This window comes from Corallococcus terminator (assembly GCF_003611635.1).
GTDB classification, from domain to species: Bacteria; Myxococcota; Myxococcia; order Myxococcales; family Myxococcaceae; genus Corallococcus; species Corallococcus terminator.
Genome location: NZ_RAVZ01000001.1, coordinates 99,694 through 119,183, shown reverse-complemented (window position 1 = coordinate 119,183; position 19,490 = coordinate 99,694). Strand labels below are relative to the sequence as shown.

The 19,490-nt window shown below is 71.5% G+C and carries 1 protein-coding gene (running past one end of the window); it reads right to left on the bottom strand.

The features are described from left to right. Window positions 1-38 precede the first annotated feature (38 nt). Window positions 39-19,490: the 3' portion of a non-ribosomal peptide synthase/polyketide synthase gene (locus D7V88_RS00155; RefSeq protein WP_120538536.1), read on the bottom strand. The gene runs 15,441 nt beyond the window's last position; 19,452 of the gene's 34,893 nt are visible here — the last part of the coding sequence; its start codon lies beyond the right edge, outside the window; its stop codon occupies window positions 39-41.

Sequence of the window (19,490 nt, the reverse complement as noted above, 5' to 3'; positions counted from 1 at the left end):
CGTTGCCGTGCGCGCATACGACGTCTGGGGTTGGGCGCCTATGTAAGCAATCGCTTGAGCCGCTCCGCCAGCGTTTGCACGTTCGGTGCGCGCAGCACGCTGTAGTGGTCGCCGGGCACGTCCAGGAGCAGGAGTCCGTCCTGGGCGAGCGCACTCCAGCCCCGGTCGTTCTGCTCCGTCGCATGCCGCTCGCTGGCGCGCAGCACGACGATGCGGCCCGCGAGGGGTTGGGGTTGGTAGTGCTTCAGGGCCCGCAGGTTGTTGGCGAAGACCTGGAAGAGGGTTCGCACCTGCGGCAGCTCCACCTGGGGGACCCAGGCCTCCTGGTTCGCGAGCTGGCCCTGGTCGCTGGCGAACTGTGCCAGCACCTGCGCGGGATCGTCGACGTCGATGTCCACGCGCGCTTCGGTGGCGTTGCTCGGGTCGATGAGGGTCAGCACCTCCACGGTGTCCCCCCGTGCCTGGAGCTGGCGAGCCATCTCGAAGGCCACCAGCGAGCCCATGGACCAGCCTCCCAGGCGGTAGGGGCCCTGGGGTTGGACGGTGCGGATGGCGTCGAGGTAGGTCGCCGCCATCTGCTCGATGGTGCTCGGTGAGAACGGCTTCCCGTCCAGGCCCGACGACTGGAGGGCGTAGAAGGGCTGATCCGGTCCCAGGGCCTGCGCCAGCTCCGCGTAGCTCAACACGTTGCCGCCCACGGGGTGGACGCAGAAGAACGGCCGGCGTGTGCCACTGCGCCGGATGGGCACGAGCGGTGAGAAGGCCGTGGGAGCCTGGTCCAGCAGCTCGGCCAGTTGCTCCACGGTGGGCGCCTGGAACAGCGCGGCCAGGGGCAGTTGCCGCTTCATGCGATCACGGATGACGGCCATGAGGCGCACCGCGAGGAGCGAGTGGCCGCCCAGTTCGAAGAAGTGGCTCTTCACCCCGATGGGCTTGATGCCGAGCAGCTCCTCCCAGATCGTCGCCAGCTCCTGCTCCAGGTGATTGCGTGGCGCCTCGTAGGTGCCGCCGAAGAGGGCCGCCTCCGGTGCGGGGAGGGCCTTGCGGTCCACCTTCCCGCTGGGCGTCAGCGGGAGGGCCGTCAGCGGGACGTAGACGAAGGGCACCATGTAGTCGGGCAGCCGCTGCTTGAGGAACGCGCGCAGGGCGCTCGGCTCCAGCTCTGCGGTGGGCACCACGTACGCGACGAGGCGCTGATCTCCCGGGATGTCCTCGCGCACCAGGACCGTGGCGTCCTGGATCTCTGGATGGCCCTGGAGCGCGACCTCGATTTCGCCCAGCTCGATGCGGAAGCCACGCAGCTTCACCTGGAAGTCGATGCGGCCCAGGTACTCCAGCGTGCCGTCCTGATTCCAGCGGGCCTTGTCGCCCGTGCGGTACATGCGCTCGCCGGGCTCGGTGGCGAAGGGGTTCGGGATGAAGCGCTCGGCGGTGAGGTGGGGCCGGCCCAGGTAGCCTCGTGCCAGGCCCGCGCCCGCGATGAAGAGCTCTCCGGACACTCCCACCGGAACGGGGTGCAGGTTCGCGTCCAGCACGTAGGTGCGGGTATTGAGCAGCGGGCCTCCCAACGTGGGCTTCGTGCCCGGGCGGACTTCTCCGACCGTGGCTTCCACGGTGCACTCGGTGGGGCCGTAGCAGTTGAAGGTGCGCGTGGTCTTGGACGCGGCCAGCAGGTTCCAGGTGGCCTCGTCGATCGCCTCGCCTCCGGGGGCTAGCAGGGTGGGCGCGCCCGTGCCTTCCAACAGGCCTGCCTGGAGCAGCAGCCGCAGCAGGGACGGCGTGCTGTCGATGGCCTCGACCCGATACCGCCGCTGCCACGCCACCAGGGCCTCCGCGTCCTGACGCGTGGCCTCCGGGACGATGAACATGCAGTGGCCATCCACCAGATGGACCAACTGCTGCACGGAGGCGTCGAAGGCGAGCGGTGCGTTGATGCTCAGCCGCATGCCCGTGGGCACCCCCTGGTAGACGGTGCGCCGCAGGCCCCTTTGCAGGTTGAGTACGGCGCCGTGCCGGATCATCACGCCCTTGGGCGTGCCCGTGGAGCCGGACGTGTAGATGACGTACGCGAGGTTTTCCTGCGTCGCGCTCGGCTCCAGGTCGTGCTCGGGCAGCTTGGCCCAGGGCGCGTCATTCGCATCCACGCGCACCACCGATACGCCCTCCGGCAGCCAGGACGTGGCGAGGTGTTGTTGCGTGAGGACCACCGTTGCCGCGCAGTCCTGGATGGCGAAGGCGCGGCGCTGCTCGGGCCATGCAGGGTCCAGCGGGACGTAGGCGCCGCCAGCCTTCAGGACTGAGAGGAGGGCGACGAGCATGTCGACGGAGCGCTCGAAGCAGAGGGCGACGCGGGACTCGGGGCCCACGCCCATCGTGCGCAGGTGCCGGGCGAGCCGATTGGCCTGGGCGTTGAGCTGCGCGAACGAGAGCACCGTGTCCTCGAACTGCACGGCGGGCGCTTGCGGTGTGCGGGCGACCTGCTGCTCGAAGGCGACGGGGAAGGTGATGTCGGAGGACGGCTCCTCGCGGGTTTCGTTCCAGGCGTGAAGCAGTTGCTGGCGCTCGTCCGGCGTCAGCATCGGCAGCTCGGACACCCGGGTGTCAGGCTTGGCCACCGCGGACTCGAGCAGCACCTGGAGGTGCTTCACGAGCCTCTGGATCGTCTCTTCCCGGAAGAGGTCGGCGCTGTAGGTGATGGCGCCCCGCAGTCCTTCCGGTGACGTGGCGAAGGCGAACGTGAGGTCGAACTTCGCGGCGTGGTCTTCCAGCTCCACGGGCTGGATGGACAGCGCTTCCTGCTCCGTGGCGGGACCCGACGTGGGCGTGTTCTGCACGAGGAGCATCGCCTGGAAGAGCGGCGTGCGGCTCAGGTCTCGCTGCGGTTGCAGCTCCTCGACGAGCTTCTCGAACGGGACGTCCTGGTGGGCCTGGGCTCCCAGGGTCGTCTCCCTCGCCCGGGCCAGCAGTTGGCGGAAGGTGGGGGCGGCGTCCAGGCGGGCTCGCAGCGCCAGCGTGTTCACGAAGAAGCCGATGAGGCCTTCCAGCTCCGCGAAGCGACGGCCCGCGATGGGCGTACCGATGACGATATCGTCCTGGCCCGAGTAGCGCGCGAGCAGGGTCTGCGTGGAGGCCAGCAGGACCATGAAGAGGGTGGCTCCCTCCTCCTGGCCCAGCGCCTCCAGCGCCTGACTCACCGACACGGGCAGGCGGAAGTGGACGGCGCCTCCTCGCGTGGACTGCACGGGCGGACGCGCGAAGTCGGTGGGCAGCTCCAGGGCGTGCGGTGCACCCGTGAGCTGCTGCTTCCACCAGGACACCTGGCGCTCCAGCACCTCGCCCTGCAACCACGAGCGCTGCCAGACCGCGTAGTCGGCGTACTGGAGGGGCAGCTCGGGCAACGGCGAGGGGCGGCCCTGACGGAAGGCCTCGTAGAGCGCGGACACTTCACGCACCAACACCCCGCTGGACCAGCCGTCGGAGATGACGTGGTGCAGGTTGAGCAGCAGCACGTGCTGCCGTTCAGACAGACGCAACAGGCTTGCTCGCAGGAGCGGCCCGCGGACGAGATCGAACGGCGTTCCTGCTTCTTCCAGCGCCAGGCGCCGGGCTTCGGTCTCCGCGGCTTCGTGCGCACCCAGGTCGACCACCGGCAGCCGGAAGGGCGTCGGCGGATGGATGTGCTGCACCGGCGTGCCGCCCTCTTCATGCAGCGTGGTGCGCAGGGCTTCGTGACGGCGCACCAGCTCCGTGAAGGCCTGCTCCAACGCGCCCACGTTCAACGCTCCATCGAGCCGGAGCGCGGACGGGATGTTGTAGGCCGACCCTCCGGGCTGGAGCTGTTCGATCAACCACAGCCGCTGCTGCGCGAAGGACAGGGGCAGGGGGGCGTTCGTCCTTGGCGTGGCCACCAGGGCGGGCAGGGCCTGCGTGCTGGGGGCCTGCTCCACCCGCAGGGCGAGCTGATCCAGGATCGGGGCCTCGAAGAGGGCTCGCAGCGGCAGCTCCACCCCGAAGGCGGCGCGGACCCTCGACACCACCTGCGTGGCCAGCAGCGAGTGGCCTCCCAGTTCGAAGAAGTGATCCTTCCGGCCGATGCGCTCGATGCGCAGCACGTGCGCCCACAGCTCGGCGAGCTGCCGCTCCGTGGTTGTGCGGGGCGCGACATGCTGCTCGCGCCTCGCGAGGCCCGCCTCCGGCGCGGGGAGGGCCTTGCGGTCCACCTTGCCGTTGGCCGTCAGCGGGAGGGTGGCCAGCGTGACGAAGGTCGCCGGCACCATGTACTCGGGCAGCCGCTGCTTGAGGAACGCGCGCAGGGCATTCGGCTCCAGCTCTGCGGTGGGCACCACGTACGCGACGAGGCGCTGATCTCCCGGGACGTCCTCGCGCACCAGGACCGTGGCGTCCTGGATTTCAGGATGGCCCTGGAGCGCGACCTCGATTTCGCCCAGCTCGATGCGGAAGCCGCGCAGCTTCACCTGGAAGTCGATGCGGCCCAGGTACTCCAGCGTGCCGTCCTGATTCCAGCGGGCCTTGTCGCCCGTGCGGTACATGCGCTCGCCGGGCTCGGTGGCGAAGGGGTTCGGGATGAAGCGCTCGGCGGTGAGGTGGGGCCGGCCCAGGTAGCCTCGCGCCAGGCCTTCGCCCGCGATGAAGAGCTCACCGGGCACTCCCACCGGGACCGGGTGCAGGTTCGCGTCCAGCACGTAGGTCCGCATGTTGAGCAGCGGGCCTCCCAGCGTGGGCTTCGTGCCGTGACGGACAGCGAAGGTGGTGGCGTCGACGGTGCACTCGGTGGGGCCGTAGACGTTGAAGGTGCGGGTGCGCTCGGAGGCCGCCAGCGTGCTCCAGGTGGCCTCGTCGATCGCTTCACCGCCGGGGACCAGGAGGGTGGGCGCGGTGTTGCCTTCGAGCAGCCCGGCCTGGAGCAGCAGCCGCAGCAGGGACGGTGTGCAGTCGATGGCCTCGACCTGGTACTGGCGCTGCCACGCCACCATCGCCTCCGCATCCTGCCGCGTGGCTTCCGGGACGATGCACAGGCAATGGCCGTCGAGCAGTTGGACGAGCTGCTGCACGGAGGCGTCGAAGGCCAGCGGTGCGTTGACGCTGACCCGCGTACCGGTGGACAGCCCCTGGTAGACGGTGCGCCGCAGGGCCGCGTGCAGGTTGAGTACGGCGCCGTGCCGGATCATCACGCCCTTGGGCGTGCCCGTGGAGCCGGACGTGTAGATGACGTACGCGAGGTCTTCCGACGTCGCGCTCGGCTCCAGGTCGTGCTCGGGCAGCTTGGCCCAGGGCGCGTCATTCGCATCCACGCGCACCACCGATACGCCCTCCGGCAGCCAGGACGTGGCGAGGTGTTGCTGCGTGAGGACCACCGTTGCCGCGCAGTCCTGGATGGCGAAGGAGCGGCGCTGCTCGGGCCATGCAGGGTCCAGCGGGACGTAGGCGCCGCCAGCCTTCAGGACGGACAGGAGGGCGACGAGCATGTCCAAGGAGCGCTCGAAGCAGAGGGCGACGCGGGACTCGGGGCCCACGCCAAGCGTGCGCAGGTGCCGGGCGAGCTGGTTGGCCTGGGCGTTGAGCTGCGCGAACGAGAGCACCGTGTCTTCGAACTGCACGGCGGGCGCTTGCGGTGTGCGTGCGACCTGCTGCTCGAAGGCAACGGGGAAGGTGATGCCGGGCTGGGACTCCTCGCGGTTTTCGTTCCAGGCGTGGAGCAGTTGCTGGCGCTCGTCCGGCGTCAGCATCGGCAGCTCGGAGAGACGCAGGTCGGGCTGGGCGGTGATGGCCTCCAGCAGCACCTGGAAGTGCCGGGCCATGCGACTGGCGGTGGCCGGCGTGAGCAGGTCGACGCTGTACTGGAGCGCGCCGATGAGGCCCTCCGGGGTCTCGTTCAGGTCGAGGGAAAGCTCGAACTTGGCGAGGCCTTCCGTGTCGTCCCCGAGCGGTTGCAGGGACAGCGAGGGCAGGGCGAGCGCCTGCACCGGCACGTTCTGCATCGCGAAGAACGCCTGGAAGAGCGCTGAACGGCTCAGGTCGCGCTGCGGCTGGAGTTCCTCGACGAGCTTCTCGAACGGGGCGTCCTGGTGCTCGAAGGCTCCCAGGGTGGACTCGCGCACCTGGGCGAGCCACTGGCGGAAGGTGCTCGCTCCGTCCACCTGGGCGCGCAGCACCAGCGTGTTGACGAAGAAGCCGATGAGGCCTTCGGTCTCCGCGTGACGGCGTCCCGCGATGGGCGTTCCGACGAGGAGGTCATCCTGGCCGCTGTAGCGCGACAACAGGAGCTGCCACGCGGACAGCAGCAACATGAAGGACGTGGCGCCCTCGCGCTGGGCCAGCGCTTCGACGGCCCGGCTCAACTCGGACGACAGGCGCAACGGCACCCGGGCACCCCGGTTGGACGGAACCGGCGGACGGGGGAAGTCCGTGGGCAGCTCCAACTGCGTGGGGGCTCCCGCGAGCTGCTGCTTCCACCACGACACCTGGCGCGCGAGCACATCGCCTGACAGCCACCGGCGCTGCCACACGGCGTAGTCGGCGTACTGCACGGGCAGCTCCCGCAGGGGCGAGGGACGGCCCTGGCTGAAGGCCGCGTAGAGCGCGGCCACTTCGCGCACCAGTACCCCGCTGGACCAGCCGTCGGAGATGACGTGGTGCAGGTTGAGCAGCAGCACGTGCTGCCGCTCGGACAGCCGCAGCAGGCTTGCTCGCAGGAGCGGTCCACGGGCGAGATCGAACGGACGCGCTGCATCCGCATGGGCCAGACGGCGTGCCTCGGCCTCGGCAGCCTCGTGCCCGCTCAGGTCGAGCGCGCGGAGGTGGAAGGGTGCGGGCGCGTGGATGCGCTGCACGGGCGTACCGCCCTCGTCCACCAGGGTGGTGCGCAGGGCTTCGTGACGGCGCACCAGCTCCGTGAAGGCCCGCTCCAACGCGGCTTCGTCCAGCGTGCCGTCCAGCCGGAGCGCGAACGGCATGTTGTAGGACGCGTCACCGGGCTGGAGCTGATCAAGGAACCAGAGGCGCTGCTGCGCGAAGGACAGGGGCAGGGCGGCGTCCGTCCTCGGCGTGGGCCGCGGGGCGGGCAGTGCGGTCGTGTGTCCCGTGGTGTCGATGCGCTGGGCGAGCTGCTCCAGGACCGGGGCCTCGAAGAGGGCGCGCAGCGGCAGTTCCACCCCGAAGGTGGCGCGAACCCGGGCCACCACCTGCGTGGCCAGCAGCGAGTGGCCTCCCAGCTCGAAGAAGTGATCCTCGCTGCCCACGCGCTCGACGCGGAGCACCTCCGACCAGAGCGCGGCGAGCTGCTGCTCTGTCGGCGTGCGCGGGGCGACGTAGCGGTCGCGCTGTGTGGCGCTGGCTTCCGGCGCGGGCAGAGCCTTGCGGTCCACCTTGCCGTTGGGCGTGAGGGGGAAGGCGGCGAGCGGCACGAAGACCGCGGGCACCATGTACTCGGGCAGCTTCTGCTGGAGGTGGGCGCGCAGCTCGCTGGAGTTGGGATTGGATCCGACGACGTAGGCGACGAGGCGCGGGTCTCCGGTGGGGGAGTCGCGGCGTGCCAGGACGAGGGCCTGCTGGACGGACGGGTGCTGGCGCAGGGTGGCTTCGACTTCGCCCAGCTCGATGCGGAAGCCGCGCAGCTTCACCATGAAGTCGGTGCGGCCCAGGTACTCCAACTGCGCGTCGGCGCGACGGCGCGCGAGGTCGCCGGTGCGGTACATGCGGGCGCCGGGCGTGGGGCTGAACGGATCCGGGACGAAGCGCTCGGCGGTGAGGTCGGCGCGGCCAAGGTAGCCGCGTGCGAGGCCAGCACCCGCCAGGTACAGCTCGCCCGGGACACCGATGGGCTGCGGGTGCAGGTGGGGACTGAGGACGTAGGCGCTCGTCTCCGGAAGGGGCAGGCCGATGGTGGGCTCCGCCGGGCCTTCGGGGACGCGGGTGAAGGTGGAGTAGGTGGTGTCCTCGGTGGGGCCGTAGAGGTTGAAGACGTGCTCGATGGTGCCCGTGGCGTAGAGGGCGCGCACGAGGGTGCCCGGAAGCGGCTCACCGGCGAGGTTGATGGTGCGCGCGGAGGGCGGAATGGCGCCCACGCGCAGCAGCTCCGCAATGGCGGAGGGGACGGTGTTGATGAGCGTCACCTCGGAGGTCGCGGGCAGGCGCGGCAGGGCCAGCGCGTTGTCGGCGAGCAGGACGGCGCCGCCGCAGGCGAGGGGCGCGAAGAGCTCGAAGACGGAGAGGTCGAAGCAGACGGAGGTGGCAGCCAGCGTGCCGGCCAGTTGGGCCGGGGAGTAGGTGGCGAGGGCCCAGTCCAGGAAGGCCGTGGCGCTGGCGTGGGAGATGGCGACGCCCTTGGGCCTGCCCGTGGAGCCCGACGTGTAGATGACGTAGGCGAGGTTCGCCTCCGTCACGTCCGTGCTCGGCGCGGACGCAGGCAGTGCGGCGATGCTCTCCGGGAGGGCGTCGAGGCAGAGGGTGTCGAGGCCCTGGGTGTCGAGCTGGAGCGAATCGAGCAGCGACTGCTGGGAGAGCAGCAGCCGGGCGCCGGAGTCGGTGAGGGTGAAGTCGAGCCGCTGGCGGGGGTAGGCCGGGTCGAGGGGCACGTAGGTGCCGCCCGCCTTGAGGATGGCGAGCAGGCCGACGACGAGGTCGGTGGAGCGCTCCAGGCAGAGGGCGACGCGCACCTCGGGCCCGACGCCTCGCGAGCGCAGGTGGTGCGCGAGCTGGTTGGCGCGGGCCTCCAGCTTCGCGTAGCTGAGCCGCTCGGTGCCGACGACGAGGGCGGTGGCGTCGGGCGTGCGCGCCACCTGCCAGGCGACGAGGTCGTGGATGAGACCGCGACGCAGTTGGGGGCGCGTGTCGTTCCACTCCACGAGCAGCGTGTGACGCTCGGCCGGCGTCAGCATCCGCAACTGGGACAGCGGCAGCTCCGGCGCGGCGATGGCCGCATCCAGCAGCACCATCAGGTGCGTGACCATGCGGGCCGCGGTGTCCGGATGGAACAGGGCGGTGGCGTAGGTGAGGCTGCCCGTGAAGCCCTGCTCCTCGCGTTGGAGCGTCAGGTCCAGGTCGAACTTCGCCATCCCGCTGTTGACGTCCACGGGCCGCAGGGTGAGCCCGGGCAGGGACAGCTCGGAGACGGGCGCGTTCTGCAGGGTGAAGAGCACCTGGAAGAGGGGGCTGCGGCTCAGGTCTCGCGCCGGATGCAGCACCTCCACCAGCTTCTCGAAGGGCAGGTCCTGGTGCTCGTACGCGCCCAGCGTGGTGTCGCGCACCTGCGCCAGGAGCTGGCGGAAGGTGGCGTCACCCTTCACGCGGGCGCGCAGCACCAGCGTGTTGACGAAGAAGCCGATCAGCGCTTCGGACTCCACGTGCCGGCGGCCCGCGATGGGCGAACCCACCGAGATGTCCTCCTGCCCCGAGTAGCGCTGCAACACGAGCTGCCAGACGGCCAGGAGCACCATGAAGGGCGTGACCCCTTCGCGCTTCGCCAGGGCCTCCACCGCGTCACTCATCGCTCGCGGCAGGCGCACCGGCACCACCGCGCCCTCGAAGGACTGCCGCGCAGGACGCTGCTTGTCCGTCGGCAGCTCCAGGTGCGCCGAGGCCCCCGTGAGCTGGCCGCGCCAGTAGTCGAGCTGCGCGTCGAGCACCGGGCCTCGCAGCCAGTCCCGCTGCCACGCCGAGTAGTCCGCGTACTGCACCGGCAGCTCCGGCAGCGGCGAGGACTGGCCCTGGAGGAAGGCCGCGTACAGCGCCGCGATCTCCCGCACCAGCACGCCCACGGACCAGCCGTCGGAGACGATGTGGTGGATGTTCAGCACCAGCACGTGCTCGGTGTCGCCCAGCTTCAGCAGCAGCGTGCGCAGGAGCTGCCCCTGCTCCAGGTCGAACGGACGGCGGGCCTCTTCGGTGGCGAGGCGCAGGGCCTCCGCCTGACGGGAGGATGCTTCGGGCAGGTGCGTCAGGTCCGTCACCGGGAGCGACCACGGCGTGGGCGCGTGGATGTCCTGGAACGGCTCTCCCGCTTCGGTGCGGAAGGTGGTGCGCAGGGACTCGTGGCGGCGCACCAGCTCCTCGAAGCCGCGCCGGAGCGCGCCCACGTCCAGCGTGCCCTCCAGCTTCAGGGCCGCGGGGATGTTGTACGTCGTGTCCGACGGGTCGAGCTGGTGGATGAACCACAGCCGCTGCTGCGCGAAGGACAGGGGCAGCCCCGCGCTCCGGTCCGCGACCGCCAGCGGTGGGGCCGTGAAGGCCGGACGGCTGGGATCCTGGAGGGCCTGGAGCCGCTGAGCCAGCGCGGCCACCGTGGGCGCCTCGAAGAGCACGCGCAGGCCCAGCTCCACGCCGAAGGCCGTGCGCACGCGCGCGACGACCTGCGTGGCGCGCAGCGAGTGACCGCCCAGCTCGAAGAAGCTGTCGTTCACGCCCACGCGCTCGACGCCCAACACCTCGGTGAAGATGTCGGTGAGGGACTGCTCGGCGGCGCCGCGCGGGGCCACGTACCGGCCTCTGGCCACCACCGACACCTCCGGCGCGGGCAGGGCCTTGCGGTCCACCTTGCCGCTCGACGTGAGCGGCAGCACGCCCAGGTGCATGAAGACCGAGGGCACCATGTATTCGGGCAGGCGCTCCAGGAGGAACGCGCGCAGCGTCGCGGCTTCCAGCGGGCCCGCATCCCCGGTGACGTAGGCCACCAGCCGCGCGTCGCCGGAGGCATCCGGACGCACCACGGCCACGGCGTCGCGCACGCCAGGGTGCGCCTGGAGCGCGGCTTCGATTTCGCCCAGCTCGATGCGGAAGCCGCGCAGCTTCACCTGGAAGTCCGCGCGGCCCAGGTACTCCACCGTGCCGTCGGACAGCCAGCGCGCCAGGTCTCCCGTGCGGTACATGCGCGCGCCGGGCGTGGTGCTGAACGGATCCGGAATGAAGCGCTCGGCGGTCAGGTTCGGGCGGCGCCAGTAGCCCCGGCCCACCTGCACGCCCGCGAGGAACAGCTCACCGGGGACTCCCACCGGAACGGGCTGGCCATGGCGGTCGAGCACGTGCAGCCGCGTGTTCGCGACGGGACGACCAATGGGCACGCGGCGCAGGTCCTCCGTGCGCGGGCAGTGCCAGTACGTCACGTCCACCGCGGCCTCGGTGGGGCCGTAGAGGTTGTGCACCTCCGCGACGGGCAGCCGCGCATGCGCCCGGCGCACCAGGTCCGCGGGCAGGGCTTCGCCGCTGCACACCACGCGGCGCAGGTGCGTCAGGCCCTCCAGGCCCGGCTCCTCCACGAAGGCGCGCAGCATGGACGGCACGAAGTGCGCCGTGGTGATGCGCTGGTCGGCCATCAGCCGCACCAGATAGGCCGGCTCCTGGTGGCCACCGGGACGCGCCACCACCAGCCGCGCTCCCGTCATCAGCGGCCAGAAGAACTCCCAGACGGACACGTCGAAGCTGAACGGCGTCTTCTGCAACACCGTGTCTTCCGACGTGAGGCCGTACTCCTGCTGCATCCAGCGCAGGCGGTTGACGACGCCCGCGTGCGCGTTCATCGCGCCCTTCGGACGGCCGGTGCTGCCCGACGTGAAGATGACGTAGGCCAGCGACTCCGCGGTGGCGCGCGGTGCCGGCGCCGTCGTGGGGTGCCGGGCGATCTCCTCCCAGCCGGTGTCCAGGCACACGACCTGGGTGTTCGAACCCTCCAGGGGCAGGTTCGGGACGAGGTGCTCCTGCACCAGCAGCACGGGGGCCGCAGTGTCCTCCAACATCCACTGGAGGCGATCGCGCGGGTAGGCCGGATCCAACGGCACGTAGGCCGCGCCCGCCTTGAGCACGCCCAGCAGCGCCACGACCATCTCCACCGAGCGCTCCAGGCACACGCCCACCAGCACCTCGGGGCCCACGCCCAGCGTGCCCAGGTGGCGCGCGAGCTGGTTGGCCTTCGCGTCGAGCTGCGCGTACGTGAGCTGCTGTCCTTCGAACACAACGGCGACGGCGTCCGGGCTCCTGGCGACCTGCTGCTCGAAGAGGTCGTGGATGCGCTCACCGCGCGGGTACTCCACGCGCGTGTCGTTCCACCGCACGAGCACCTGCTGACGCTCGTCCTCCGTGAGCAGGGGCAGGCGTGACAGCGGCTGATCCGGCGACGCGACGACGGCCTGGGCCAGCAGGGACAGGTGTCCGGCGAGGCGGGCGACGGTGGCCTCGTCGAAGAGGCGGGTGGCGTACTCGAGCCGGCAGTACAGGCCCGTGCGCTGCTCGTACACATCCAGGCCCAGGTCGAACTTCGACGTGCCCGTGGGCACCTCCACCTGGCTCAACTGGAGCGACTGTGGCGCGGCGGCGTCTGATTCCGGCGTGTTGAGGACGTTGAGCAGGACCTGCACCACCGGCGTGCGGCTCTGATCGCGCGGCACCTGGAGCACGTCCACCAGCCGCTCGAACGGGGCCTCCTGGCGCGCGTAGGCGCCCATGGCCTGTTGCTTCACGCGGTTCACCAGCTCGCGGAAGGTGGGGGCACCCTCCAGCTTCGCGCGGAAGGCCAGCGTGTTGACGAAGCAGCCGATGAGGCCTTCCACCTCCGGCTTCGTGCGCGCGGCGATGGGCGTGCCCACCGCGAAGTCGTCCTGGTTCGCGTAGCGACCCAGCAGCGTCTGGTAGAGCGCCATCAGCACCATGAACGACGTGGCGCCTTCCTTGCGGCCCAGGGCCAGCAGGGGCTCCGACACCTCGCGGGGGATGCGGAAGGTGTGGATATCGCCCGCGTAGGACTGTACCGCCGGGCGGGGGCGGTCCGTCGGCAGCTCCAGCGCCGGAACGCCGCTGAGCTGCTCCTTCCACGCGCGCAGTTGTTCTTCCAGGTTCGCGCCTTCCAGCCACTGCCGCTGCCAGACCGCGAAGTCCGCGTACTGGATGGGCAGTTCCGGCAGCGGCGACGGGATGCCCGCGCCGAAGCAGGCGTAGAGGATCGTCATCTCCCGCGCGAGCACGAGGGCGCACCACGCGTCGGAGACGACATGGTGGAGCACCAGGTTGAGCACATGCTCCTCGGCACCCAGCTTGAGCAGGCGCGCGCGCACCACCGGGCCCCGCTCCAGGTCGAAGGGCATGTCCGAGAAGGCGCGGCAGTGGCGCAGCAGCTCCGCCTCGCGCGCCTCCCGCGTGTCACCCGGAATGACTTCCATCGGCATGGGCAGGCTGCCCCCCGGATGCACCACCTGCACCGGGCCATTGCCTGACAGCGTGTACGTGGTGCGCAGCACCTCGTGACGCCGCACCAGTTCGTCCAGCGCGGCCTGGAGCGCCTTCGCGTCCAGTGCTCCGGTGAGACGGAAGTTGATGGCGTTGTTGTAGGCGACGCTCGACGGATCCAACTGCTGCAGGTACCACAGCCGCTCCTGCGGGAAGGAGAGCGGCAGGGGCTGGGCCCTCGACGCGCGAGGAATGGACGGTGGTGCTCCAGGACCCTTCGTCGCGGCGGGCGGAGGCACCAGAGGCCGGGTAGGGGTGGAGGCGACAGGCGCCGGGCGCGGCGGCGCGGCCGGTGCTGCGGGGATACGGGCCGGAAGGCTCACGGACTCCACGCGGCCATCCGCGCGCAGGCGCGCCGTGCGGCCGGTGCGGTACAGCTTCGAGGCCCCATCCCTCGGATGGGGCACGAGGCGACGGTGCTCCTCCTCGGCGGAGCGCCACAGCGCCCACGGCACGCCGGCCCCTCCCAAGGCCAGCTCGCCCACCACGTTCGCGGGCACCGGCTGGCCCGCATCGTCCAGCACCCAGACCTGGACGCCCGGCGGCACGCGTTCACCCGGGGCCCGGGGCAGCAGCGCCCCGTCGACAGCGCCGCCCGCGAGCAGCACCTCCACGCCCGAGGTCCGTTGCAGCGCCGACGCCAGCTCCGAGGATGCACCCTCCAGCACCAGCGCTCCGAACGGCGCGAGCGCTTCGCGGGCTCCGGGCAGCTCCGTCAGCGCCCGGGCCAGTCGCGCGGTGGTGTGCAGCAACACGGCTCCGGACTGGCGCGCCAGCTCCAGCAACTCGCCCACGCCCTGTCCGCCCTCCACCCGCACCTGTTCGTGCTGCGCGAGCGCTTCCGCCTCGGCCAGCACGCGCACCTTCGCCAGCCGGCGCAGGCCCTCCAGCACCACCGGCGTCTCCAGGCCGAAGTCGATGAGGCACGTCACCTCATCCACGTCCGCGGCGCGCACGTCGCGAAGCCGCTGCAGCCCGCTTTCCACCGTGCCGATGAGGCCCGTCACCTTCGCGTGGTGCTCGAAGGTGTGCTCCAAGAGCGTGTCCAGGTCCTGCGAGGAGAACTTGTCGATCTCCCCCTGGTGGCCCTGCGCCGCGAGCAGCGACGCGGTGATGTCCGCGGAGCTGCGGAAGTAGCCGAGCAGCGGCTTGCGCACCGTGCGCAGCACCTCCTGGTCGTCGTCGCCCAGGTACGTGTGCAGCATGCACGTGATGTGGCCCCGGCCCGGGTGGCCGTTGCGGCGCCACGCTTCGCGGTACAGCGCCACCTTCGGCTTCAGCTCCTCCAGCGAGTGCGCGAAGAGGCCGGTGAGGATGCCCGCGCCCAGCTCGCCCGCGAGCCGGAAGGTCTCCGGGTTCGCGGTGGCGGTGAGCCACACGGGCAGCTCCTTCTGGATGGGCTTCGGACGCAGGCCCACCTCCACCATCACGCCGTTGCCGCCCAGCCGCTTCAGGCTCTCACCGCGCCAGACCGCGCGCAGCGTCTCCAGGTGCTTGAGCAGGATGTTGCGCCGGTCCGCGTAGTTCTGCGGCGCGAAGCTGAAGTCCCGCACGTGCCAGCCGGTGGCCACGGACACGTCCACGCGGCCCTGGGACAGGTTGTCCACCACGGCCCACTGCTCCGCGACGAGCAGCGGATCATGCAGCGGCAGCACCACGCTGCCGGAGCGCAGGCGCACGTTGCGCGTCACGGCGGCGAGCGCCGCGGCGATGACGGCCGGCTGCGGGTAGATGCCACCGAAGGAGTGGAAGTGCCGCTCCGGCGTCCACACGGCGGAGAAGCCGTTCGCGTCCGCGAACTTCGCGCCCTCCATCAGCAGCTCGTACTTCGGGCCGCTCATGGAGTCTTCATCGTTGGCGAAGTAGCTGAGGCTCACGTCCAACGCGCGCGTGCGCGGTCCGCCGCCGTGCAGCCTCACGAGCTGCGCCGTCACCTGCTCGGAGGGGAAGACCACGCGCAGGCCACGCGACAGGGCCCACAGCGACTCCAGCTCCGGACGCTCCGCGGATGCTTCGGCGGCCGCGAGCCAGGCGCTGCCCTCCGTGGGGTGCAGGCGCGCATCCAGCCCCGCGAACAGCTCCGTCAGCGCGGGATGTCCCAGGGCCCAGGCGGGCTGGCCGGCCCCCGCGGGCAGCAACCACGCGACGGTCTGCTCCGGCACTGGCTGCGTGCCGGGGGGGGACACGTCCGACGGCTCGAGCACGTCCTCCACGTGCAGCACGCGCGAGGCCTCCAGCCGCGCGGCGGTGACAATCCCCTTCCACGTCACGATGCGGGGCGAGGCGGCGCCCTCGGGCGCGTAGAGCGCGAGGTTGCCCAGGTCGGTGGGACCGAGCGCCACCACGGCGGCACCGGCCTCCAGCACGCCCCACAAAGCCGCGAGCTTCTCCGGCGAGGGACGCAGGCAGATGGCGACCGGCTCCCCGGGCTTCACCCCGAGCGTCCGCAGACGGGACGCCAGGGCGGTCGCGCGGGTGGACAGCTCCGCCCAGGTCCATGTCCGCCCGTCGCGAGCGAGGGCCACGGTGTCCGGGTGACGGCGGGCGCGGTCGGCCAGCAGGGCGGGAAGCGCGGGCGCGGTGGCGACGGGCAGGGGACGCGGCCAGGCGCTGCGTTCGAGTTCGGTGGCGAGCGACAGGCGGGAGAGGCGCTCCTCGGGCTTCGCGAGGGCGGACGCGAGCAGTGCCTGCAAGTGCTCCAGCATGCGCCGGGCCGTGGCCGCGTCGAAGAGTTCGGTGGCGTACTCCAGCGCGCCGTGCACGCCTCCGGGCCCTTCGGACAGGATGAGCGTCAGGTCCGACAGCGTCGTGCCCCACTGCACCGGCGTGCCGGGGACCTCCACGATGGAGGTGCGCACGCCCATCGTGTCCTGCGTGTCGACGCTGGAGACGGCGTTGCTGTGGTAGACGAAGACGGTGTCGGTCATGCGGTCCCGGCCGATGTCCTTGCCCGGGACGAGCTGCTCCACCAGGTACTCGAACGGCACGTCTGGCCGGGACTGCGCGTCCGCCACTTCCTGCCGCACGCGCTCCAGCAGCTCGCGGAAGGAAGGGTCGCCCGCGAGGCTGGTGCGGAAGGCGGCCGAGTGCGCCACGTAGCCGATGAGCGGCAGCAGCTCCGGACGGGTGCGATTGGCGATGGGCGTTCCGACGACGATGTCCGTCTGCCCGGTGTAGCGGTGCAGCAGCACGTTCCACGCGGCGAGCACCGTCATGTAGCCGGTGAAGTTCTCGCGCTTGCCGAAGGCCAGCAGCTCCCGGGCGAGCTGGGGCGGGAAGTCCACGCCCATGCGCTCCGAGGTCAGCGGGCAGTGCTCCGGACGGGGCCGGTCCGTGGGCACTCCAAGCTGGCGCGGCATGCCCGCGAGCCGGGTGCGCCATCCCTGCTCCTGCTCCGGCACGCGGTGCTCGGCGAGGGTGCGACGCTGCCAGGCGCCGAAGTCCGCGTACTGCACGGGCAGCGGCGCGAGCGGCGAGGGGCGGCCCTGACGGAAGGCGCCGTAGAGCTGGCTCAGCTCGTGGATGAAGAGGGCGATGGACAGCGTGTCGCAGACGACGTGATGGATGGTGAGCAGCAGGAGGTGCACGTCCTCCGCCTGCTTCACGAGCGTGGTGCGCAGGACGGGGCCGTTCACCAGATCGAACGGACGCGCCGCGTCCTCGCGCGCGAGCCGCAGTCCTTCCTGCTCGCGCTCTTCGGGCGTGCCGGTCAGATCCACGCGCGTCAGCGGAATGCGCACTTGCGGGTGGAAGCGCTGCACGGGGCGTCCGTCCACCTTCTCATAGGTGGTGCGCAGGGCCTCGTGGCGGCGGACGATCTCCTGGATGGCCTGCTCCAGTGGCTCCACGGAGGCCCGGCCCTCCAGCTTGAGGACGACGGGGATGTTGTAGGCGGACAGCCCGGGCTGGTGCTGCTCCAGGCGCCACACGCGCTCCTGTACGAAGGACAGGGGCAGCTCGCCCGTGCGGGGCAGGGGCTCCAGGGGGAGCTCCTGGGTCGGCGCCACCGTGGGGGCCTGCGCCAGCATGGGTTCGATGCGCGCGGCGATGCCGGCCACGGTGGGGGCTTCGAACAGGGCCGCGAGCGGGACCTGGACGCCGAACGTGTCACGCAGTTGGTTGAGCAACTGCGCGGCCATCAGCGAGTTGCCGCCGATTTCGAGGAAGTTGTCGTCGCGTCCGACGAACTCCAGGCCCAGGCGTTCGCGCCAGAGCGCGGCCACGCGCTCCTCGGTGTCACCGCGCGGCGAGTCCTCGCGCACGGGTGCACCCGGTATGACGGCAGCCTGCGTCGCGGTCCGGGGAGCGGCCGTTGTCGGGGCGGACAGGGCTCCCTGCGGAAGCTGCGGAGCGTGGACCGGCGTGAGGGCTGCCTGCGTCGGAGCGAAGGCGTGGGTCGGGGATACGGTCGCGGGCCCCGACTGCACAAAGGTGGGTACCGGGGAGGCGATCGCGGGCCCCGACTGCACGAAGTTGTGTGCGTTGGGCGCGAGTGCGGGCACCGCCGGAGCGAGGGTGGAGCCCGTGGGCCTCAGGGAGAAGGCCGACTGCGCGAGGGCCGCAGCCGTCGAGGCGAGCAGGGCCGCTGACTGAGCGAGGGCTGCCGCTGTCGAGGCGAGCGCGGACATCTCCGGCGTCGGCGCGGACGCGGTGGATGCGGGGCCCGCCGCCACCGGAGCCAGGGCGTGCCCCGTGGGCGCGAGTGCATGAGCCGTGGGCGCGAGTGCATGCGCCGTGGGCGTGGATGAGGCTGTCGCCGTGGCAGCCCCTGCCGCTACCGTGGAGGCCGAGGGTGCGAGCGCGGAGGCCGTGGGTGCGGACGCCTTCATCGCGGCGTTGCGCGTGGCCTCCGCCCAGACCCGCTTGCGCATGAAGGGGTACGTGGGCAGGTGCACGTGCAGGCGCTGCTCGTGGGCGTAGAACGCCTTCCAATCCAGCGGCAGGCCCGTGGCCCACAGCTCGCCCAGGGCCGTCAGCAGGCTGGCGTGCTCGGTCGTGGAGCCGCCCCGCCGCAGCGTGGCCAGGGCCTTCACGCGGTCCTTGTCCTGGCCCAGGCACGCGCGCACCATCGGGGTGAGGTCCTGTCCGGGCCCCACCTCCAGCAGCACGCTGCACCCCTCCTCCAGCAACGTCCCTACGGCCTCCTGGAAGCGCACCGGATTGCGCATCTGGTCCGCCCAGTAGCGCGGCGCGGACAGCTCGCCCGGACGGCTCCAGGTGCCGGTGAGGCTGGAGACGTAGCGCACCGTCGGCTCGGCGCGGGTCAGCGCCGCTACCACGTCCGCCAGCTCCGACATCAGCGGCTCCACGTCCGCCGAGTGGAACGCGTGCGTCGCGGGCATGCGCACCGCCCCCGCGTCCTGCTGCTTCAGCACGTCGCGCAGCCGTTCAATCTCTTCCACCGGCCCGGAGACGACGCACCGGTCCGGCGCGTTGTTCGCGGCCAGGGACATGCGGCCCGTCAGCAGCGGACGCACCCGTGCCTCCGGCAACGCCACCGCGAGCATCGCGCCCGGGGGCATGCGGTGCATCAGTTCGCCACGCGCCACGGCCAGCTTCAGCGCGTCCTCCAGCGACAGCACGCCCGCCACGCAGGCGGCGGCGTACTCGCCGAAGCTGTGTCCCACGACGGCGTGGGGCTTCACCCCCCAGCCCAGCCACATCCGCGCCAGGGAGACCTGCACCGCGAAGAGCGCGGGCAGCGCGACGCGGGTGTCGGTCAGCAGCTCCGCCTCGGGGGCTCCCGCGCCGGCGGTCGCCTGGAGCAGCGACGTGACGCGCTCGCGCAGCGACGGCTCCAGTTGCTCCAGGCAGGCGTCCAGGTGCGTGCGGAAGGCGGGCTCGGCCTCATACAGCTCGCGGCCCATGCCCAGTTGCTGGGCGCCCTGGCCGGAGAACACGAAGGCCACGCGCCGCCGCCGCGCGGCCTCCACATCCTTCACCGTGGCGGGCGTGTACGGCTTGCGCAACTGCCGTGCGAGGTCGGCCGCGTCCTTCGCCACCACGGCGCGCCGGTGGTCGAAGCTGCGACGGCCCACCGCGTGGGTGAAGGCCACGTCGGCCAGGGACAACTCCGCCCGGCCTTCCGCGTGCGTCGCGAGCCGCTGCGATGCCGCCTCCAACGCTTCGGGCGTGCGCGCGGACAGGAGCACGACCTGGTGGGAGCGCGTGGTGGAACCGCTGTGCGGCATGGGGGCTTCCTCGAGCACTGCGTGCGCATTGGTGCCGCCCACGCCGAAGGAGCTGACGGCGGCGCGGCG